The following is a 19,650-nucleotide window of genomic DNA, read 5'->3' on the forward strand; positions in this document are numbered from 1 at the left end:
TTAAAGTGCCGCCGCAGTGGCGTTATCGATTAAATCCAGGACGTCCTGCCCGGTACGGCAGGCGCGTAATCGGTCAAAGTTGGCTTCATCTTCAAACAGATTGACGATCTGCATGATGCCCACCTCCTGATGGGTGTTGGCATCGACGGCCGCCATGGTGATGAGGATATCGACCGGATCGTTATCTTCGTGGTTAAACACCAGCGGCGTTTTCAGGGTGACCAGGGCGAAACCGGTTTTTTTTACGCCCTCTTCCGGACGGCCATGCGGCATCGCCAGCCCCGGGGCAATCACAAAGTACGGCCCAAACTGCTCAACGCCATCGAGAATGGCCTGGTAATAGCGCGGCTCAACAATATCGGCCTTAACCAGCAGGTCAACGCTCAGCTTTACCGCTTCCTGCCAGGTGCTGGCCTCGGCCTGTAACAGGATTGAGTCATTTTCAGCCAGCGAATCACGGAGTTTCATATGGCTCCCCTTACTTCACGTCTTGTGGAAAGTGCTCTTTGATCACTTCCAGCAGTTTTGGGCCAAAGTCCGCAGGCGACAGCATGTTGCGCACCCCCACCACATATTTATTGCCTGTGACGCTGATTTCACCGGCGATATGGGTAGAGGCAATGATGATGTCCGCGCCGTTCAGTTCACTTTTGTATTCACCCACCGCACAGCTGTTCACCGTGTGGTCAATGTTTGACTGGGTTAAAAATTGGTCCACTTTCATCTTCATGATCATGGAGCTACCTTGCCCATTGCCACACACAGCCAGGATACGTACGGTCATAGTCAAAACTCCTTAGTGAGCAGAAACTTCTGCTGTTTGTTGTTCCGCATCTTCTTCCGCCCGCAGCGAACGGCCAGCGAAGAACATATACGCCAGGGCAATCAGAATAATGACGGCCATAAAGACGATGCCGAGGGAGGCGAAGCCCTGCATCATTGGCGGGGCCAGAATTGACCAGTCGGCCATCCCCATCCAGGCGCTCATGCCGGTGAGCTTGACCGCCCACACGCAGCCGAAGATTTCAATCATCCCCATCACCAGGCAGATCTTGAGCGCCGCGCGCCAGCCGCCAAAGTGGTTAGCAAACACGCCAATGGTGGCGTTGGAGAAGAACATCGGGATAAAGCCCGGAATGATGAGGATGGAAGAGCCGCAGCCCACCAGAATACCGACCGCAATCAGCTGACCGATGGTGCCCCACATAAAGCCCCACACCACCGCATTCGGCGCAAAGCTATAGATAGCCGCACAGTCGATCGCCAGAACCGCGCCGGGGATCAGGCGCTGAGAGATACCGTTGAAGGCTTCGGAGAGCTCGGCCACGAACATGCGCACGCCCTGGGTAATAATGAAAATGGCCACCGCAAAAGAGAAACCGGTTTGCAGGATGTAGATCGTCCAGTGGGTTTTACCCGCCATCGCCTGGACAACGTCAATCCCGAACGAGAGCAAAATCGCGCCGAAGAAGATGGTCATGACTATCGCCGTCGAGACAATGTTGTCGTGGAAAATATTCAGCCAGCCCGGCAGCTTGAGATCTTCCACGCTCTCCTCTTTTTTGCCGAGGTAAGGCGCGACTTTATAGGCAATCCAGGAGGCGAACTGCTGCTGGTGGCCGATGGAGAAGCCGCAGCCGTCAGTCACTTCCTGGGTTGGCTTGAACATCATGTTGGAGGTGATACCCCAGTAGAGCGACACCAGCACTGCCGTACAGATGATGGTGGTCCACATTGGGTAGCCGCAAATATAGAAGAAAACGGCAATTAGCCCGGCCTGCTGGAACATGATGTGGCCGGTCAGCATGATGGTACGAATGCCTGTAATACGGCGCAGCAGGACATAAATAATGTTCAGCGCCAGCGCCAGCAGCACGGCGTATCCCACCCAACTGTAGGCATCGCCCATGCGTTCGATGGTGGCCATCATGGAAGCATAGGTGTCAGATATGGCGCCGTTGATGCCATAAACTTCGGACATTTTGGCGACAACGGGCTTAAAGGTGCTGGTTAAAATACCTGAACCTGCCTGAAGCAGCATAAAACCGATGATGGTCTTAATGGTGCCTTTGATTATCACGCTCACGCTTTTACGCAGCAGGATATAACCCAGGCAAGTCACGATACCCAGCAGCAGCGGGGCATTGGTCATGACCTGATTAAAAAAGACGGTAAAGACGCTGTAGAGGATCTCCATAACACTCTCCGGTAAAGGCAGTACGATGCGTAGTGCTCGTACAACAGGCCACCACTCTAGTAATCACAAATAATCACCACAAGATTGCATTTGATTATTTGTGACGCATCACGCAAATTATTTCCCTGCATAGAGCAATGTCTTTTTCAACAATAGACCAACCTAATACAAATCATTTAATTTCAATAATATATTTAAATACAACAGCTAAAATCATAGATCGGCCTTGTCAGGGACGTCCTTTCAACGCGACATTTTGCTGTAATCAGGCCATTGCATTACTGAATCATTGGTGACAATATCAATCAAATTAAATCACCATATGATTAATTGTGAGAAAGAGGGAGTCTGACAATGAGTAAAGTGAACACCATTACCCGCGAATCATGGATCCTCAGCACCTTCCCGGAATGGGGAACCTGGCTGAATGAAGAGATTGAACAGGAGCAGGTTGCGCCAGGCACCTTTGCCATGTGGTGGCTGGGCTGTACCGGGATCTGGTTGAAATCTCAGGGTGGCGCGAATGTCTGTGTCGATTTCTGGTGCGGGACCGGCAAGCAAAGCCACGGTAATCCGCTAATGAAGAAAGGGCATCAGATGCAGCGTATGGCGGGGGTGCAAAAGCTGCAACCGAACCTGCGCACCACGCCGTTTGTCCTCGATCCGTTCGCCATCCGTCAGATCGATGCCGTACTGGCAACCCACGATCATAACGATCACATTGATGTGAATGTCGCCGCCGCCGTAATGCAAAACTGTGCGCCAGACGTGCCCTTTATCGGCCCGCAAACCTGCGTGGATATCTGGATCGGCTGGGGCGTGCCACAGGATCGCTGCATCGTGGTGAAGCCGGGCGATGTGGTGAAAATCAAAGACATTGAAATCCACGCGCTGGATGCGTTTGACCGTACGGCGCTGATTACGCTGCCGGCAGATCAGAAGGCAGCCGGTGTGCTGCCAGACGGCATGGACGAGCGCGCGGTAAACTATCTGTTTAAAACCCCGGGCGGTACCCTGTACCACAGCGGCGACTCGCACTACTCCAACTACTATGCCAAACACGGCAACGAGCACCATATCGACGTGGCGCTGGGTTCCTATGGCGAGAATCCACGCGGCATCACCGATAAAATGACCAGTGCCGATATTCTGCGCATGGCAGAAGCCCTCAATACTCAGGTGGTGATCCCGTTCCACCACGATATCTGGTCAAACTTCCAGGCCGATCCGCAGGAGATCCGCGTGCTGTGGGAGATGAAAAAAGATCGACTGAAATATGGCTTTAAGCCGTTTATCTGGCAGGTGGGCGGCAAGTTTACCTGGCCGCTGGATAAAGACAATTTTGAGTATCACTACCCGCGCGGCTTTGACGACTGCTTCACCATTGAGCCGGATCTGCCGTTCAAATCTTTCCTGTAATTGCTTCCCCCTCGCCAGGCGCTGCGCCTGGCGAGCCCATCATTTACTTAGTAATTTCAGGCTATTTCAAATATCATCTTTTAACATCAATTTATTTCGGAATAGCTCATGACAGAAGCACAGCGGCATCAAATCTTACTCGAACTCCTGGCGCAGACGGGGTTTGTTACCGTGGAACAAGTGATTGCCCGGCTGGGCGTTTCCCCTGCCACCGCGCGCCGGGATATTAATAAACTTGATGAAAGCGGGAAGCTGAAAAAAGTGCGTAACGGTGCGGAAGGGATCAGCCAACAACGCCCGCGCTGGTCTCCGATGAACATTCATCAGGCACAGAATCATGACGAGAAAGTGCGTATTGCCCGGGCCGCCTCCCAGCTGGTGAATCCCGGTGAAAGCGTGGTGATTAACTGTGGCTCAACTGCCTTTCTGCTGGGTCGCGAAATGTGCGGCAAGCCGGTGCAGATCATTACCAACTACCTGCCGCTGGCCAACTACCTCATCGATCAGGAGCACGAAAGCGTGGTGATCATGGGCGGACAGTACAACAAGAGCCAGTCCATTACCTTAAGTCCGCAGGACAGCGAGAACACGCTCTATGCCGGGCACTGGATGTTTACCAGCGGGAAAGGACTTACCGCCGAAGGGCTGTATAAAACCGATATGCTGACGGCGATGGCGGAACAGAACATGCTGAACGTGGTCGGCAAACTGGTGGTGCTGGTTGACAGCAGCAAGGTCGGGGAGCGCGCGGGAATGTTATTCAGCCGCGCCGAGCAGATAGACCTGGTGATCACCGGTAAAAGTGCTGACCCACAGATCCTCCAGAAACTGGAAGATCAGGGGGTGAAGATCCTGCGCGTTTAAAGATGCTGACGGAAAAACGCCACCGTGGCATCGAGGGCAGTCGGCGTAATGCGATGTTTCACCCCTGCCTCCCACAGGCAGGTCAGGTTTTTGTCCAGCCCTTCATGCCGCAATGCCTGCTGCAAACGGAAGGTCTCTGCGGCGGGCACCACATCATCCTCTTCCCCGTGCCACAGCAGCAGCGGACGATCGGCCAGCCGGGGTAGCCTGGTCGTTACCTCCCAGTCGGCAAGCGGAGAGACCATCTCCGCGAAGGACGCAGATGGCTGTGGGGGAAACAGCGTAGGGGCTAGCGAGGTAAAGTAGCCAGAGCCCATCAGGCTTGCCACGCATTTCACCTCCGGATGGCGCGCCATGATGCCCAGCGCGGTCATCCCGCCCATCGAGGCCCCGGCCACCGCAAGACGTTCATCCGCCACCAGCCTGGCCTGATACAAACCATCCCGTAGCGCGGCAAATTCAGTGAGGTTGCCATGCAGGATCGGCCAGAACTGCCCCAGACGAGCCTGCTCATCCCCCGTAAAGCGTGCGCCATGATCCGGTGCATCCGGCATTACCACCCGAAAACCGGCCTGCGCCAGGGCAACCGCAAAATAGCTGTAGACCAGCTTTGATGAGGTAAAACCATGATAAAAAATAACAACCGGCAACGGCTGAGACAGTTTTCCCGCCGGAACGGCATGTACACTCTCATGGTCGCCAAATTGTCGTATTTCAAGTTCAATCATCATTGGGCCTCATGCTAAAGGGTGATTTAAAATGTTGAGAACTGGATTACGCTTTCGCACAATTTTCATTCGAAATTTACGCCACAGCTAACAATTTGGGAACATTCCCCCAATCCTAAATCAACAGAGTTCTACACTATGGCTATCAGGAAACGAGATATGGTTATGCGAAGGTTTGCTGCTTTATTGCTGATGCTGGTGTTGGGCGGATGTAGCGCGTTAGAAGGCACGCCACAGCCTGCACCACCGGTTGCCGACCACCCACAAGAAATTCGTCGTAATCAGACGGAAGGATTACAACGGATGGGTACCGTCACCGCACTTGAGCGAGGCTCTCCCGCAGATGTGGAAGATGCCATCAAAGCAAAAGCCGTCGCCGCGAAAGCAGATTACTACGTCATTATCCTTATCGATGAAACCATCGTGACGGGACAATGGTACTCGCAGGCCATTTTATACCGTAAATAACGCGCGGTATTTAAACGACATTTACACTGCTTTGCGTCCATAGACGTTTTCCTGTCCACAATAAACTCCATGCCTGGGACAATGGAAGCGAGTTTATTAGCGAAGGATTGCCCGGCGGATACCGGGGACACGTAAAATGGAGCTGACGATGAAACGATCTCTTGCTTTGACCTCACTGTTACTCTCAGCCGGTCTGGTGAGTACTGCCGCTCAGTCAGCCGAATTTGCCAGCGCTGATTGTGTGACGGGTTTGAATGAAATTGGACTGATTTCCGTGAGTGATATCTCAGGGAGTCCGCAGGATGTAGAGCGCATGATCGCGCTTAAAGCAGATGAACAGGGAGCGTCGTGGTATCGCATCATAACCATGCAGGAAGACAGCCATGTTGATCGCTGGCGGGTACAAGCCATTCTCTACGCCTGAAAAGCGCCGATAAAAAGCCACTAAAAAAGAGTGGCTTTTTAACATTTACAATTCTATTATCCTTGCCGCTACTACCCCGAGACATTCTTGTAACATTTTGTTACATAAACCCAATAAATGTTATCCCCGCTCTGCCGTTGAAAAGCGTTACCTTTTTAGCAATGAGCAATTTATGATCAACTTTTTTCGCCGTGCAGGTCTGGGCACAAAGCTATCGCTGCTTACCGGCTTGAGTGTCGCTACACTCTTTCTGCTTTTCACTTTTCTCCTGAGCTATAACACCAGTCAAAAACTCGAATCCCTGGCTATCGAAGACCTGCATAATCAGTCCACCGGCGTGGTGGACATGGTGCAGATGTTCAATACCAGCCTCACCGAAGAGGTGGAGAGCTATACCCGTCTGTTCACCACCTTTTTGCCGCAGCCGCTGAGCCTTGACGTCAGCCAGCCCCGCACCATCAACGGTCAGAACGTTCCGCTGCTGAAAGGCGGCGATACGGAACTCCATGAGAACAACACCACGCCCGATGATTTCCTGAATCGCACCGGTGCTATCTCGACGCTGTTTGTCCGCAACGGCGATGACTTCGTCCGCGTGGCAACCTCGCTGCGTAAAGAGAACGGCGATCGGGCCATCGGGACGGTACTGGATCATGCCAGCCCTGCCTGGGCGGTAGTCACCAAAGGTGAGGTTTATCGCGGCCTCGCCCTGCTGTTCGGCAAACGCTATATCACCCAGTATCAGCCGGTAAAAGACGCGGGCGGGCAGGTGATCGCCATTATCTTCGTTGGGGTCGACATTACTCACTCGTGGAACGTCATGCGCGAAAAGATCCTCAGCCGTCGTCTGGGCGAGAGCGGTCACTTCTTTGTGCTGGACCGCAGTAACGGCAAAAATCACGGCCAGTACCTGTTCCATAGCGTAGAAGAGGGGCGGTTGCCGACGTGGGAGAACGGCGTTCAGCAGCAGCTGTTGGGGGATAAATCCGGCACCCTGGAGCGCCAGAGCGCCGATGGTCGCACGCTGATTATGGCCTGGACGCCGCTCCCGGGCTGGAACTGGACCATCGTGGGCGAGGTGGATAAAACCGTCCTGCTGGCCGATGTGACCAGCCTGCGGGATCGCTTCCTGCTGGCCGGCGTGGCCCTGTCCGCACTCTTCGCCATGCTGTTCGTGTTTATCATCCGCCGCTGGCTTTCACGCCCGCTGCGCGATGTGATTGGTCTGGCAGAACAATATGCTGCCGGCGATCTACGCGCTACCCTGCCTGCCACTCGTCAGGATGAGGTGGGCCAGCTGATCAATGCCATCAACGGCATTGGCGGCGGTCTGCAAAAAATCGTGCTGCAGGTGCGCGAAGCCGCGGGAGATATCCATCTGGGAACCAACGCCCTGGCAGCGGATACCGGCGAGATCTCTGAGCAGATCAACAAGCAGGCCAGCAGCGTGGAAGAGACCTCCGCCAGCATGGAGCAGCTGGCGGCCAGCGTGCAGCAGAATGCGGCCAATATGGAGCAGACCCAGCAGCTGGTGGGCGAAACCTCCCGGGCGGTGCATCAGGGCGGAGAGACCGTCAGCAATGCTGTTGCCACCATGGACGATATTCGCGAAGCATCGAAACGCATCGAAGCCATCACGCGGGTAATTGAAGGGATCGCGTTCCAGACCAATATTCTGGCGCTGAACGCCGCTGTAGAAGCCGCCCGGGCGGGAGAACACGGTAAAGGCTTCGCCGTGGTGGCCCAGGAAGTCCGTGCCCTGGCAGCGCGTAGCGCCAATGCGGTGAAGGAGATTGAACAGCTGATTGGCGATACGCTCAGCAAGGTAAGCGAGGGCCACGCCCTGTCGGAGCAGACCCGGCATGCGATGGAGAGCATCATCGAGCACATCGACAATATCAATCAGCTGGTCACGGAGATAAACCATGCCTCCCGCGAGCAGTCGGCAGGCATTGGTCAGGTGAACCTGGCGATGACGCATATCGGCGAAGCGTCGCATATCAACGCCGACCGCGTCTCGCGCAGTGAACAGACGGCGCAGGTTCTGCGCGGGAAGGGTTCACACCTGACCGATCTGGTCAGCCTGTTCCGCCTGTAAGGATCAGGCCACGCCGCCCGTGGCGCGCAGCAGCAGGTCGTCCTGGACCTGCTCGCTGAGCAGGGATCCTCCCCGGGCGTCGAGCATTTCACGGCACCAGGCCTGCGCCACCGGCGGTGATGCATGGCGCAACATCTGTGCCCCCGCGCCCAGCAGGAAGATCTGCCGGGCGATCTCCCTTCCCTGCGCCTCCTGTGGTTTACGTAGCTTCTGCTGTAGCTGACGCCAGCTGCGATCGAAGTGCCGATCCTGCCCCTTCACGTCGGCAAAATCATCGGCCAGCAGATCCATCACCGCTGGCTGCTTCGCCAGCACCCGCAGCACATCCAGCCCCATGATATTGCCCGAGCCCTCCCAGATACTGTTGACCGGCATCTCCCGGTACAGGCGCGGCAGCTCGCTCTCCTCGCAATAGCCGATGCCGCCAAGGACCTCCATCGCTTCGGCGACGAACGGGATCCCCGCTTTACAGATCGCCAGTTTCGCGGCCGGGGTAAACAGCCGCGCCCACAGAGCTTCGTGCTCGCTGTCACGGCGATCCCAGGCCCGCGCCAGGCGGAACAGGAGCGCCGTCTGCCCCTCCAGCTGGAGCGCCATGCGACTTAACACATCGCGCATCAGCGGCTGATCGATCAGGTTTTTGCCAAAGGTCTGTCGCTGGTGGGCATGATATAACGCCACCGAGAATGCCCGGCGCATCAGGCCGTGGCTGCCCAGCGCGCAGTCGAAACGGGTGAGGCCGCCCATCTTCAGGATCTGGCGCACGCCTTCACCCTCTTCGCCCAGCAGCCAGCCGGTAGCGTCGAGAAACTCGGCTTCACTGCTGGCGTTGGAGCGGTTGCCCAGCTTGTCTTTCAGACGCTCCAGATGCACGGCATTGCGCAGGCCGTCAGGCAGAAAACGGGGAACGAAAAAGCATGACAGGCCGCCTTTCGCCTGTGCCAGCACCAGGTGCGCATCGCTTTGCGGCACCGAGAAAAACCACTTATGGCCCACCAGCCGGTAGCTGCCGTCGCTGCAGCGCTCTGCCCGGGTGGTATTGCTGAGGACATCCGATCCGCCCTGCTTTTCCGTCATCCCCATACCGATTAACAGACCGCGCTTCTGGTTGCCCGGCGCCAGATGGGAGTCATACCGATCGCTAAGGAGCGGCGTCAGCCAGTCGTGGAAGGATCGCGGTAACGCCTGTTGCAACAGCGGCGTGGCGGCATGGGTCATAGTGATCGGGCAGAGCGTGCCGGCTTCTACCTGCGCATGCAGGATAAAACGCGCTGCCCGGGCTACGAAGGCCCCTTTGCGCGCCTCCTCTTCCCACGCCAGGTTATGTACCCGGTTGGCGCAGAGGCCCTGCATCAGCAGATGCCACGCGGGATGAAAGCGCACATCGTCCAGCCGGGTTCCGCTGGCGTCAAAACGCAGCAGCTCGGGTGGATTGACGTTGGCGAGGCGGCCCAGTTCCAGTGATTCTGCGGTACCCAGCTGCTGGCCGATACTGGCGAGTAGCTCGGCGTCCCAGTCGGCACCTTCACAGCTGACCGCTTCACACAGGGCTCGGTCGGAAAGAAAAAGGTTGCTGTTGGTGAGTGGCGCAGGCTGATTAAAAACAGTGTGCGTCTGCCAGTGCATAATGTATCCCTCCTTCTATGGCAATGAGGTAATTATGGACAGAGCGGGCAGACGCTGCACGAAAGCGGTCGCAAAATATCGCCCCTTGCAAGCGTGAATTAGCTCACACAATGAACGAATAATAAATTTCTCATCTGTTTTTATGGTGAATAATTTATTCTTACCCTCATGGAGAGAATAACGATGCAATCCACTCAGCGGGCGCCGGATGCCCATAAGCGTGCTTTAGTTGCTGGCTCTATTGGTAACTTTATCGAATGGTATGAATTTGCGGTGTACGGTTTTCTGGCCACCGTGATTGCAAAAAACTTTTTCCAGCTCAGCGGTGAGGCCGGGCTGACCAGCCTGATCCTCACCTACGCCTCTTTTGCTATCGCCTTTTTCTTCCGTCCGCTGGGTGCCATCGTCTTCGGGCGGCTCGGCGATCGTATCGGGCGCAAGCCCACGCTGATCGTCGTGCTGGTGATGATGACCCTGGCCACGGCGGCGATCGGCGTCGTGCCGGTGTATGCCAGTATCGGCATTGCCGCGCCGCTGCTCATCACCGGCCTGCGGATCCTGCAGGGGCTGTTCGCCGGCGGCGAGTATGGCGGCGCAGTGTCGCTGATGACCGAGTTCGCTCCACGCGGCAAACGCGGACTGTACGGCGCATGGCAGTCCTTTACCGTTGCGCTGGGTCTGCTGGCCGGGGCGGGGATCGTGGCGCTGCTCTCGGCGTTGCTGACGCCAGAAGCTTTACACGACTGGGGCTGGCGCATCCCGTTCTTTATCGCCCTGCCGCTGGGGGCGGTGGCCCTGTGGCTGCGGGTGAGCATGGAAGAGACGCCGAGCTTCGTGAAACAGCAAACCAAACCGGTGGCGGTGAAGGCGCGGACCGGTGACACCCTGAAGGCCATCGTGATGGGGATCGGCCGGGTGATGGTGTGGTCTGCCGCGGGCTATACCTATCTGGTGATCATGCCCGCCTATCTGCAATCAGCCCTGCATACCGGCTTTAACCAGGCGCTACTGATTGCGGTGATCTCCAATATCGGCTTTGCGCTGACCATTATTCCGTCGGGGATCCTAAGTGACCGCATCGGACGGCGCACGGTAATGGTGATTGCCGCCGCACTGCTGCTGATCCTTGCCCTGCCGCTGCTGAAAATTTTGCAGGCGGAATCCAGCACCCTGGCGGTGAAAGCGATAGTGGTGCTGATTGCCGGTGGGCTGGTGGGGATGCTGGCAGGACCAGGACCCGCCATGTTGTCAGAGATGTTCCCGACGCGAGTGCGCTATACCGGGCTGGGGCTGGCTTATTCACTGTCGAACGCCATATTTTCGGGGTGCGCGGGCTTAATCATTACCGGACTGATAAAAGAGACCGGGAATCTGGATATTCCGGCATATTACGTCATGGCGACGGCGGTGGTGAGTATTGTGGCGCTGATGACGCTCAGGAAGGATGACCATTTGCGGTCGCTGGAGGAGTGAGGTATGTGCCGGGTGGCGCTGCGCTTACCCGGCCTACGGAATCGGGCTTTTGTAGGCCGGGTAAGGCGAAGCCGCCACCCGGCACAACAGGCTACCCGCGCTGGCGCACCGCTTCAAACAGGCAGATGCCGGTTGCTACGGAGACGTTCAGGGACGAAACGCTGCCCGCCATCGGAATGCTGATCAGCTCATCGCAGTGCTCGCGGGTCAGACGACGCATACCTTCGCCTTCGGCACCCATCACCAGCGCCATGCGGCCGGTCATTTTGCTCTGGAACAGGGTATGGTCCGCTTCACCTGCGGTACCTACGATCCAGATATTTTCTTCCTGCAGCTGACGCATGGTGCGTGCCAGGTTGGTCACGCGGATCAGCGGCACATTTTCCGCCGCGCCGCAGGCCACTTTTTTGGCCGTCGCGTTGAGCTGTGCGGAACGGTCCCGAGGCACGATCACCGCGTGGACACCCGCCGCATCGGCGCTGCGCAGGCAGGCACCGAGGTTGTGCGGATCGGTCACGCCGTCGAGGATCAGGAAGAACGGATTATCCAGAGTTGCGATGAGATCCGGCAGATCGTTTTCCTGATACTGGCGGCCCGGCTTCACGCGGGCGATGATCCCCTGGTGTACCGCGCCTTCGCTTTTCTCATCCAGATACTGACGGTTCGCCAGCTGGATCACCACGCCCTGCGCTTCCAGGGCATGGATCAGCGGCATCAGGCGTTTGTCTTCACGCCCTTTCAGAATAAATACTTCCTGAAAACGCTCCGGTGCGCGCTCCAGCAGGGCCTGCACCGCATGGATGCCGTAAATCATTTCACTCATTGATGATTCTCATTAATTACTGTACTCCTCTCCCAAAAGGGAGAGGATCAAGGTCAGGGAAAATTATTCAGCTACTTTTTTCTTCGCTGCGCGCTTTGCTTTGGTCGCGGCGGCGATTTTCTGGGATTTAGCCGAGGGCTTTTTCGCTGCTCTGGCTTCTTTCTTCGCGGCCTTCGGCTTCTGTTTTTTCTCGCCGCGGAAGGCGCTGTCCGGCTCGAAGTTTACCTTTTTACCGGCCTGACGTCGTTTGCCGCTGGTTTTACCGGCAGTCCCTTTCTTCGCTTTCTCACGCTCGGTTTTACCCAGGTTGCGCGGCGCACGCTCGCTGGAGATCAGGCTGAAATCAATCTTGCGCTCGTCCATGTTGACGGCTTCAACCTTCACTTCCACACGATCGCCCAGACGATAGGTTTGACCGCCCGATTCGCCAATCAGACGCTGGCCGACCTGGTCAAAACGGTAGTAGTCATTATCCAGGCTGGAGACATGCACCAGACCATCAATGAACAGTTCATCAAGACGCACAAAGAAACCAAAGCCGGTAACGCTGGCAATCACGCCCTTAAACACGTTCCCGACCTGATCCAGCATGAAGTCACACTTCAGCCAGTCAGCAACATCACGGGTCGCTTCATCCGCGCGGCGTTCCGCCATCGAACAGTGCTGGCCCAGCTGCAGCATCTCTTCCATGGAGTAGTGGTAACCCCCGGTTTCCGTGGTGTTGCCCTTGTGGCCCTGCTCCTGCGCCAGCAGATATTTAATGGCGCGGTGCAGAGAGAGGTCCGGGTAACGGCGGATCGGCGAAGTAAAGTGGGCGTATGACTGCAATGCCAGGCCGAAGTGGCCGCGGTTTTCCGGATCGTAAATCGCCTGCTTCATGGAGCGCAGCAGCATGGTTTGCAGCATTTCCGCGTCAGGACGATCGCTGATGGACTCCAGCAGCTCGGCGTAATCGCGCGGCTCGGGTTTGTTGCCGCCCGGCAGCTCAAGGCCCAGCTCAGCCAGCACGGTACGGAACGAGGTGATGGCTTCGGTGGTCGGTTTATCGTGAATACGGAACAGCGCGGGCTCTTTGGCTTTCTCAACGAAGCGCGCCGCGGAGATGTTCGCCAGGATCATGCACTCTTCAATCAGCTTGTGCGCATCGTTACGCTGGGTCTGTTCGATCCGCTCGATGCGACGTTCGGCGTTGAAGATGAACTTCGCCTCTTCACTCTCAAATGAGATACCGCCGCGCTCTTCACGCGCCTGATCCAGCAGTTTATAGAGGTTATGCAGCTCTTCGATATGCTTCACCAGCGGCGCATACTGTTCACGCAGATCCTGGTCACCCTGCAGCATATGCCACACTTTGGTGTAGGTCAGGCGAGCATGTGAACTCATCACCGCTTCATAGAATTTGTAGCCGGTTAAACGCCCTTTGGTGGAGATGGTCATTTCACACACCATGCACAGACGGTCAACCTGCGGGTTGAGCGAGCATAAACCGTTGGAGAGCACTTCCGGCAGCATCGGCACAACCTGCGACGGGAAGTAAACCGAGGTGCCACGGTTGCGGGCTTCACCATCCAGCGGGGTGCCGGTCCGAACGTAATAGCTCACATCCGCAATCGCCACCCACAGGCGCCAGCCCCCGCCGCGTTTTTTCTCGCAGTAGACGGCGTCATCGAAGTCGCGGGCGTCTTCGCCATCGATAGTGACCAGCGGCAGGTTGCGCAGATCCACCCGGCCTGCTTTTGCCGACTCCGGTACCTGCTCTTTCAGGCCTTCAACCTGCTCTTCAACCGCTTTTGGCCAGACGTACGGAATTTCGTGGGTACGCAGCGCCATGTCCACGGCCATGCCGGTGCCCATGTTATCGCCCAGCACTTCGACGATCTTACCGATCGCTTTGGTACGGCGGGTTGGACGCTGGGTCAGTTCAACAACCACCACAAAGCCCATCCGCGCGCCCATCACCTCTTCCGGCGGAATCAGGATGTCAAAACTCAGACGACTGTCGTCCGGCACCACAAAACCGACACCGGCGTCGGTGAAGTAGCGGCCCACGATCTGGCTGGTTTTCGGCACCAGCACGCGCACCACGCGCGCCTCACGACGACCTTTACGATCGGCGCCCAGCGGCTGGGCCAGGATCTGGTCACCGTGAATGCACATCTTCATCTGTTCAGAGGAGAGGTACAGGTCGTCCTTGCGGCCTTCGACGCGCAGGAAGCCGAAACCATCACGGTGGCCAATCACCATGCCTTTCAGCAGGTCGAGACGTTCAGGCAGGGCATAGCACTGACGGCGGGTAAAGACCAGTTGTCCGTCACGCTCCATAGCGCGCAGACGACGGCGAAGGGCTTCAATTTGCTCTTCGCCTTCAATGTTTAATTCAACGGCAAGTTCTTCACGATTAGCGGGTTTTTCGCGTTTAGTTAAGTGTTCAATGATGAACTCGCGGCTTGGGATAGGATTAGCGTATTTTTCAGCTTCGCGTTCCTGGAAAGGATCTTGTGACATATCGGTTCCTCCGTTGTCATCTCCGGTGGAAATTTTCTTCATTCCACCAGCAATAATTTATACAGCGGTTGATTCTCTTCAACCAAATCGGCCAGCGTGTAGTTATCCAGCTCCATGAGAAAACTTTGCACGGCCTTAGAAAGCGCCTGTTTCAGACGACAGGCGGGGGTAATGTGGCAGAACTCGCTGCTGCAGTTCACCAGAGACAACGGCTCCAGTTCACGTACCACATCGCCAACACGAATACTCTGTGCCGGTTTACCGAGGCGGATGCCGCCATTTTTCCCTCGGACGGCAGCAACATATCCGGCACGGCTAAGTTGATTGATTATTTTGACCATATGATTACGGGACACACCGTACACCTCTGTCACCTCAGAGATACTGGTCATCTGCCCATCGGGTAACGACGCCATGTAGATCAGCGCGCGTAATCCGTAATCGGTGAAACTTGTTAACTGCACATCAACCTCAGGAAAAGGGTAAATCGCGGTGTATCCGCAGAGATATTCATTAATGATGATAAACCAGCCAGATAGTCAACGGCGAATTTATTTAAACTGAAAGGAGGGAAGGAGAAGGAAAAAGCCGGATACGCGATGCTTATCCGGCCTACGATGGGGTTTTGTAAGCCCGGCAAGCGCAACGCTGCCGGGCAAAACCATCATTATGCGTCGAACGGATCGCGCAGAATCATCGTTTCACTACGGTCCGGGCCGGTAGAGATAATATCAATCGGCACACCGGTCAGTTCTTCAATGCGCTGGATATAATCCAGTGCCGCCTGCGGCAGGCCGCTACGCTCTTTCACGCCGAAGGTGGTTTCAGACCAGCCTGGCATGGTTTCGTAGATCGGCTCAATGCCCTGCCAGTCGTCAGCTGCCAGCGGAGTGGTGGTCACTTCGCGGCCATCCGGCATACGATAGGCAACGCAGATTTTCACTTCTTTCAGGCCGTCCAGGACGTCCAGTTTGGTCAGGCAGAAGCCAGACAGGGAGTTGATCTGCACCGCACGGCGCACGGCAACCGCATCCAGCCAGCCGGTACGACGACGACGACCGGTGGTCGCGCCAAACTCGTTACCCTGCTTGCAGAGGAACTCGCCGATGTCATCAAACAGCTCGGTCGGGAATGGACCTGCACCCACGCGAGTGGAGTACGCTTTGATGATACCCAGAACGTAATCCACATAACGTGGGCCCAGGCCAGAGCCGGTTGCCACGCCACCCGCGGTGGTGTTTGAGGAAGTTACGTACGGATAGGTACCGTGGTCGATATCCAGCAGCGTACCCTGCGCACCTTCGAACATGACGAAATCGCCACGCTGACGCGCCTGGTCCAGCAGATCGGAAACATCAACAACCATACCGGTCAGGATGTCGGCAACCGCCATCACATCGTCCAGTACTTTCTGGTAGTCAACCGCGTCAACTTTATAGAAATTCACCAGCTGGAAGTTGTGATATTCCATCACTTCTTTCAGTTTTTCAGCAAAGGTGGCTTTGTCGAACAGGTCGCCAACGCGCAGACCGCGACGGGCAACTTTATCTTCGTAAGCCGGGCCGATACCACGACCGGTGGTACCGATCGCTTTCGCGCCACGCGCTTTTTCACGAGCCAGGTCCAGCGCAACGTGGTAGTCGAGGATCAGCGGACAGGCTTCGGAGAGCAGCAGACGTTCGCGAACCGGGATGCCACGGTCTTCCAGGCCTTTCATCTCTTTCATCAGCGCAGCAGGAGACAGCACAACACCGTTACCGATGATGCTGGTCACATTGTCACGAAGAATGCCTGATGGAATAAGATGGAGGACGGTTTTTTCACCGTTGATTACGAGAGTATGGCCCGCGTTGTGACCACCCTGATAACGCACAACAAATTTAGCACGTTCAGTCAGAAGATCGACGATCTTCCCTTTACCTTCGTCACCCCATTGGGTGCCCAGTACGACGACGTTGTTACCCATTTTTCAAAATCACCGATTGCTTAAAAATGGATTCTACCATCGGTTTTGATGATGTTCAGCTTTTTTTGTATACAAATTTCGTCGAAATTGACGGGTTCATCAGCAGTTAAACGATTACCTCAATATCTTGTGTGACAGACCGATTCTTATCACAAGCGGTGCGGTAGAGACGAAATAATGCCGTGTTGAAATAGTCACAATATCTATTTCATCTTCAGATATTACCGCTTTCTGTTATACGTCAATGTGATTCAAAGAGATGAGATAAAATTCACAACCCTCTGGTATTGCTGAATATTTCAAAGGTTGTCAGGATCGTTTCGCGCCGCCAGAGGGCGGAGCTAAATAACTAAATAATTAGGATGATTATAATGAAAGAATTAACAGCGTTTGAAATTGAATGTGTCAGCGGTGCTGGCTGGCTGCAGGATGGTCTGGCTTCTTTGGGTAGCAAAATTGGGACTGCTGCATGGTCAATGGGTACCGATCTGCTGAGTGTTGACCTGCCGCTGATTGGCACCGTTAATCTTTCCACTATCGCCCCGGACCTGGGAGAAAAAGTGGGTTCAACCATTGGTTCTACTGTGGGTGGTATGATTGAATCAACCCTGGCAAGCCTGCCAATTGTCGGCGGCCTGCTGAATAAACTGCTGGGTAACTAAACCTTACTTTTGTGGTAAAAAAAATGGCGCCTCAGTGAGGCGCCATTTTAGTTTTAGCGGCTGGCAGCAGGTGATTTCATGTAGCGGAAGAAATCGCTGTCCGGGCTCAGCACCATCACATCCTGGTTGCTCTGGAAGCTGCTTTCGTAAGCGCGCAGGCTACGGATAAAGGCGTAGAAGTCTGGATCCTGGCTGAACGCATCGGCGAACAGTTTTGCCGCTTCAGCATCACCTTCACCACGCATTATACGACCCTGACGCTCAGCTTCTGCCAGCGTTTTAGTCACTTCATAGTCTGCGGTTGCGCGCAGCTTTTCAGCCTCTTCCTGACCCTGTGAACGATGGCGACGGGCTACAGCTTCACGCTCAGCGCGCATACGGTTGTAGATCGCTTCAGACACCTCGGCCGGGAGGTTGATCTGCTTGATACGCACGTCAACCACTTCAATACCCAGCGCAGCCATACTGTTCGGGTTGATCACCGGCACTTTGCCGTTGGTTTCAGCCTGAACGCGCTCGGCGGCTTTGGCAATCGCATCGTCTGCTGCCGGTGTTTCGACTTCATCTTCTGTGCCTGCGGATCCAGAGTTCAGCGCATCGCGCACTTCCAGGGTCAGACGACCACGGGAGTCGGTCACGATGTCTTTCACATCCAGACGACCAATCTCAGAACGCAGACGGTCAGAGAACTTACGTTTCAGCAGCACTTCGGCCTGGGAGACGTCACCGCCGCCTGTTGCCAGGAAGTAGCGGCTGAAATCACTGATACGCCATTTGATGTAAGAATCAACGATCAGGTCTTTCTTCTCTTTAGTCACGAAACGGTCGGCCTGGTTATCCATCGTCTGGATACGCGCATCAAGCGTTTTCACGGACTGGATAAAAGGAACCTTAAAGTGCAGGCCCGGCTCATAGATCACCGGACGCTTGTCACCGTCACGCACGACGCTGCTGAACTGGAATTTAATCCCTCGCTCGCCCTCTTTCACCACAAAGATCGAGGTGTAAAGCACGACCAGTACGATAATGATGATCGCAATAACTGACTTACGCATCCTTATTCCCCCTGACGCTGGTAGTCGTTACGCTGCGCGTTAGCACGGCGTTGGTCCATAATGTCACCATCGTTAGAAGAAGGCGTTGTGTTCGCGCTGGCGCTGCCTGATGAGGCAGGAGGCAGACGCAGCAGATTGTTGGCACCGCTGTTATCGTTTTTCGCCGGAGCGTTACCGCCTTTCAGCATCTGATCCAGCGGCAGAACCATCAGGTTGCCATTTTTGCTGTCATTAACCAGTACCTTACGAGTATGGCTTAGCACTTTCTCCATGGTCTCGATATAGAGACGCTCACGGGTAATTTCCGGAGCCGCTTTATATTCTGGCAGGATGCGCGCAAAGCGAGCCACTTCACCCTGTGCTTCCAGCACGGTCTGCGTCTTATAAGCACGCGCCTCTTCGAGAATACGCTGGGCCTGGCCGTTCGCACGCGGCTGTACTTCGTTGGTGTAGGCTTCTGCTTCACGGATGTACTGCTGTTCGTTTTCACGGGCAGCAATGGCATCGTCAAACGCCGCTTTCACCTCTTCCGGTGGACGAGCAGCCTGGAAGTTAACGTCCAGCAGGGTGATACCCATGTTGTACGGACGAATAGTCTCTTCCAGCTCGCGCTGGGTATCGCTACGAATAACGGTACGACCTTCAGTCAGGATGCGGTCCATGGTGTATTTGCCGATCACGCCGCGCAGGGCGCTGTCGGTAGCCTGACGCAGGCTGTCGTCCGCGCTGGCCACGCTAAACAGGTAGCGTTCCGGATCGGTGACGCGGTACTGCACGTTCATCTCAACGCGCACCACGTTTTCGTCAGACGTCAGCATCACGCCGGATGCCGCCAGCTCACGCACCGATTCAACGTTCACCGCCGTGACGTCATCAATAAAGGTTGGTTTCCAGTTCAGGCCTGGCTCAACCAGATGGCTGAATTTACCAAAACGGGTAACAACACCGCGTTCGGCTTCTTTGATAGTGTAGAACCCGCTGGCAGCCCAGATAATTACGGCTGCTGCCGCAACAATAGTCACCACGCGACCGCCCATATGAGGACGCGGCCCCTGGCCAGTACCGCCGCCAGTGCCTTTACCACCGCCAAGACCGCCCAGCTTTTTACTCAGCTTGCGGAAGATATCATCCAGATCGGGTGGCCCCTGCTCGCGACCACCTTTGTTGCCATTTCCCCCGGAGTTGCCGCCTTGATTATTGCTGCTCCCCCACGGGTCGCGGTCTTGTCCGTTATTACCGGGCTGATTCCACGCCATGTATGTGCTCCATATTTGTTATGCGGTGATATACCTTCAAACGCCTGGCATGCCGGGGCATCCACTGCGATGCAGGTATCCCAAAG

General features: G+C 55.7%; 18 protein-coding genes. 7 read left to right on the top strand and 11 right to left on the bottom strand.

All coding sequences use genetic code 11. The features are described 5' to 3' along the window. Genes ulaC through ulaA form a run of 3 tightly spaced genes read right to left on the bottom strand, consistent with a single transcriptional unit; the run spans position 1 to position 2,197 of the window. Positions 1 to 468, bottom strand: a complete 468-nt coding sequence (gene ulaC, locus LRS40_RS04875; protein ID WP_231313235.1) for a PTS ascorbate transporter subunit IIA — start codon at positions 466 to 468, stop codon at positions 1 to 3. Between the two features lie 10 nt (positions 469 to 478). Next, on the bottom strand, positions 479 to 784 hold the full coding sequence (ulaB, locus tag LRS40_RS04880; protein WP_108476136.1) for a PTS ascorbate transporter subunit IIB: 306 nt from the start codon (positions 782 to 784) through the stop codon (positions 479 to 481). Between the two features lie 12 nt (positions 785 to 796). Then, positions 797 to 2,197, bottom strand: coding sequence for a PTS ascorbate transporter subunit IIC (gene ulaA, locus LRS40_RS04885; protein WP_142487969.1), 1,401 nt, complete (start codon positions 2,195 to 2,197; stop codon positions 797 to 799). A gap of 354 nt (positions 2,198 to 2,551) precedes the next feature. Between ulaA and ulaG the strand changes: the two genes are divergently transcribed. Together ulaG and ulaR are read left to right on the top strand one after the other, a co-directional pair. Beyond that, complete coding sequence (gene ulaG / locus LRS40_RS04890; protein ID WP_142487968.1) at positions 2,552 to 3,616, top strand: L-ascorbate 6-phosphate lactonase; 1,065 nt, start codon at positions 2,552 to 2,554, stop codon at positions 3,614 to 3,616. A gap of 108 nt (positions 3,617 to 3,724) precedes the next feature. Further along, a complete protein-coding gene (ulaR, locus tag LRS40_RS04895) occupies positions 3,725 to 4,480 on the top strand; it encodes an HTH-type transcriptional regulator UlaR (RefSeq protein ID WP_156262756.1) in 756 nt (251 codons plus the stop codon). Here the strand turns inward: ulaR and yjfP are convergent. Next, on the bottom strand, positions 4,477 to 5,208 hold the full coding sequence (yjfP, locus tag LRS40_RS04900; RefSeq protein WP_231313864.1) for an esterase: 732 nt from the start codon (positions 5,206 to 5,208) through the stop codon (positions 4,477 to 4,479). The genes ulaR and yjfP overlap by 4 nt on opposite strands. 138 nt (positions 5,209 to 5,346) lie before the next feature. On the opposite strand from yjfP, the gene bsmA reads away from it, so the two are divergent. From bsmA to LRS40_RS04915, 3 genes are all read left to right on the top strand, one after another. Continuing rightward, a complete protein-coding gene (bsmA, locus tag LRS40_RS04905; RefSeq protein ID WP_156262755.1) occupies positions 5,347 to 5,676 on the top strand; it encodes a biofilm peroxide resistance protein BsmA in 330 nt (109 codons plus the stop codon). A gap of 136 nt (positions 5,677 to 5,812) precedes the next feature. Next, complete coding sequence (yjfN, locus tag LRS40_RS04910; RefSeq protein WP_142487965.1) at positions 5,813 to 6,100, top strand: DUF1471 family protease activator YjfN; 288 nt, start codon at positions 5,813 to 5,815, stop codon at positions 6,098 to 6,100. Between the two features lie 172 nt (positions 6,101 to 6,272). After that, positions 6,273 to 8,198, top strand: a complete 1,926-nt coding sequence (locus tag LRS40_RS04915) for a methyl-accepting chemotaxis protein (RefSeq protein WP_231313236.1) — start codon at positions 6,273 to 6,275, stop codon at positions 8,196 to 8,198. A 3-nt stretch (positions 8,199 to 8,201) separates the two neighbouring features. Here the strand turns inward: LRS40_RS04915 and LRS40_RS04920 are convergent, their stop codons facing one another. Further along, positions 8,202 to 9,824, bottom strand: a complete 1,623-nt coding sequence (locus tag LRS40_RS04920; RefSeq protein WP_231313237.1) for an isovaleryl-CoA dehydrogenase — start codon at positions 9,822 to 9,824, stop codon at positions 8,202 to 8,204. 183 nt (positions 9,825 to 10,007) lie between these two features. On the opposite strand from LRS40_RS04920, the gene LRS40_RS04925 reads away from it, so the two are divergent. Then, positions 10,008 to 11,297, top strand: coding sequence for an MFS transporter (locus LRS40_RS04925; RefSeq protein ID WP_231313238.1), 1,290 nt, complete (start codon positions 10,008 to 10,010; stop codon positions 11,295 to 11,297). A 91-nt stretch (positions 11,298 to 11,388) separates the two neighbouring features. Here the strand turns inward: LRS40_RS04925 and rlmB are convergent, their stop codons facing one another. The 4 genes from rlmB to LRS40_RS04945 all read right to left on the bottom strand — a co-directional run bounded on the left by rlmB (position 11,389) and on the right by LRS40_RS04945 (position 16,591). Continuing rightward, entirely contained in the window at positions 11,389 to 12,120 is a 732-nt protein-coding gene (gene rlmB, locus LRS40_RS04930) for a 23S rRNA (guanosine(2251)-2'-O)-methyltransferase RlmB (protein ID WP_142487961.1), read from the bottom strand. A 63-nt stretch (positions 12,121 to 12,183) separates the two neighbouring features. Further along, positions 12,184 to 14,625, bottom strand: a complete 2,442-nt coding sequence (gene rnr, locus LRS40_RS04935) for a ribonuclease R (RefSeq protein ID WP_231313239.1) — start codon at positions 14,623 to 14,625, stop codon at positions 12,184 to 12,186. A gap of 38 nt (positions 14,626 to 14,663) precedes the next feature. Next, positions 14,664 to 15,089, bottom strand: coding sequence for a nitric oxide-sensing transcriptional repressor NsrR (gene nsrR, locus LRS40_RS04940; RefSeq protein ID WP_142487959.1), 426 nt, complete (start codon positions 15,087 to 15,089; stop codon positions 14,664 to 14,666). A 203-nt stretch (positions 15,090 to 15,292) separates the two neighbouring features. Then, entirely contained in the window at positions 15,293 to 16,591 is a 1,299-nt protein-coding gene (locus LRS40_RS04945) for an adenylosuccinate synthase (protein WP_231313240.1), read from the bottom strand. Positions 16,592 to 16,962: 371 nt separating this feature from the next. On the opposite strand from LRS40_RS04945, the gene LRS40_RS04950 reads away from it, so the two are divergent. Continuing rightward, complete coding sequence (locus LRS40_RS04950; RefSeq protein WP_142487957.1) at positions 16,963 to 17,253, top strand: hypothetical protein; 291 nt, start codon at positions 16,963 to 16,965, stop codon at positions 17,251 to 17,253. A 53-nt stretch (positions 17,254 to 17,306) separates the two neighbouring features. Here LRS40_RS04950 and hflC read toward each other — a convergent pair whose 3' ends face one another. Together hflC and hflK are read right to left on the bottom strand one after the other, a co-directional pair. Next, positions 17,307 to 18,308, bottom strand: a complete 1,002-nt coding sequence (gene hflC / locus LRS40_RS04955; RefSeq protein WP_142487956.1) for a protease modulator HflC — start codon at positions 18,306 to 18,308, stop codon at positions 17,307 to 17,309. Positions 18,309 to 18,310: 2 nt separating this feature from the next. Beyond that, the gene (gene hflK / locus LRS40_RS04960) at positions 18,311 to 19,564 is read right to left on the bottom strand and encodes an FtsH protease activity modulator HflK (protein ID WP_142487955.1); all 1,254 of its coding nucleotides are present in this window, start codon (positions 19,562 to 19,564) and stop codon (positions 18,311 to 18,313) included. Positions 19,565 to 19,650: the final 86 nt, after the last annotated feature.

It is taken from the genome of Leclercia sp. G3L (assembly GCF_021117075.1).
Taxonomy (GTDB): Bacteria; Pseudomonadota; Gammaproteobacteria; order Enterobacterales; family Enterobacteriaceae; genus Enterobacter; species Enterobacter adecarboxylatus_C.

Bases quoted from the DNA above. Each gene is read 5' to 3' on its own strand.
- ulaC (WP_231313235.1), bottom strand. From the start codon at position 468: ATGAAACTCCGTGATTCGCTGGCTGAAAATGACTCAATCCTGTTACAG.
- ulaB (WP_108476136.1), bottom strand. From the start codon at position 784: ATGACCGTACGTATCCTGGCTGTGTGTGGCAATGGGCAAGGTAGCTCC.
- ulaA (WP_142487969.1), bottom strand. From the start codon at position 2,197: ATGGAGATCCTCTACAGCGTCTTTACCGTCTTTTTTAATCAGGTCATG.
- ulaG (WP_142487968.1), top strand. From the start codon at position 2,552: ATGAGTAAAGTGAACACCATTACCCGCGAATCATGGATCCTCAGCACC.
- ulaR (WP_156262756.1), top strand. From the start codon at position 3,725: ATGACAGAAGCACAGCGGCATCAAATCTTACTCGAACTCCTGGCGCAG.
- yjfP (WP_231313864.1), bottom strand. From the start codon at position 5,208: ATGATTGAACTTGAAATACGACAATTTGGCGACCATGAGAGTGTACAT.
- bsmA (WP_156262755.1), top strand. From the start codon at position 5,347: ATGGCTATCAGGAAACGAGATATGGTTATGCGAAGGTTTGCTGCTTTA.
- yjfN (WP_142487965.1), top strand. From the start codon at position 5,813: ATGGAGCTGACGATGAAACGATCTCTTGCTTTGACCTCACTGTTACTC.
- LRS40_RS04915 (WP_231313236.1), top strand. From the start codon at position 6,273: ATGATCAACTTTTTTCGCCGTGCAGGTCTGGGCACAAAGCTATCGCTG.
- LRS40_RS04920 (WP_231313237.1), bottom strand. From the start codon at position 9,824: ATGCACTGGCAGACGCACACTGTTTTTAATCAGCCTGCGCCACTCACC.
- LRS40_RS04925 (WP_231313238.1), top strand. From the start codon at position 10,008: ATGCAATCCACTCAGCGGGCGCCGGATGCCCATAAGCGTGCTTTAGTT.
- rlmB (WP_142487961.1), bottom strand. From the start codon at position 12,120: ATGAGTGAAATGATTTACGGCATCCATGCGGTGCAGGCCCTGCTGGAG.
- rnr (WP_231313239.1), bottom strand. From the start codon at position 14,625: ATGTCACAAGATCCTTTCCAGGAACGCGAAGCTGAAAAATACGCTAAT.
- LRS40_RS04945 (WP_231313240.1), bottom strand. From the start codon at position 16,591: ATGGGTAACAACGTCGTCGTACTGGGCACCCAATGGGGTGACGAAGGT.
- LRS40_RS04950 (WP_142487957.1), top strand. From the start codon at position 16,963: ATGAAAGAATTAACAGCGTTTGAAATTGAATGTGTCAGCGGTGCTGGC.
- hflC (WP_142487956.1), bottom strand. From the start codon at position 18,308: ATGCGTAAGTCAGTTATTGCGATCATCATTATCGTACTGGTCGTGCTT.
- hflK (WP_142487955.1), bottom strand. From the start codon at position 19,564: ATGGCGTGGAATCAGCCCGGTAATAACGGACAAGACCGCGACCCGTGG.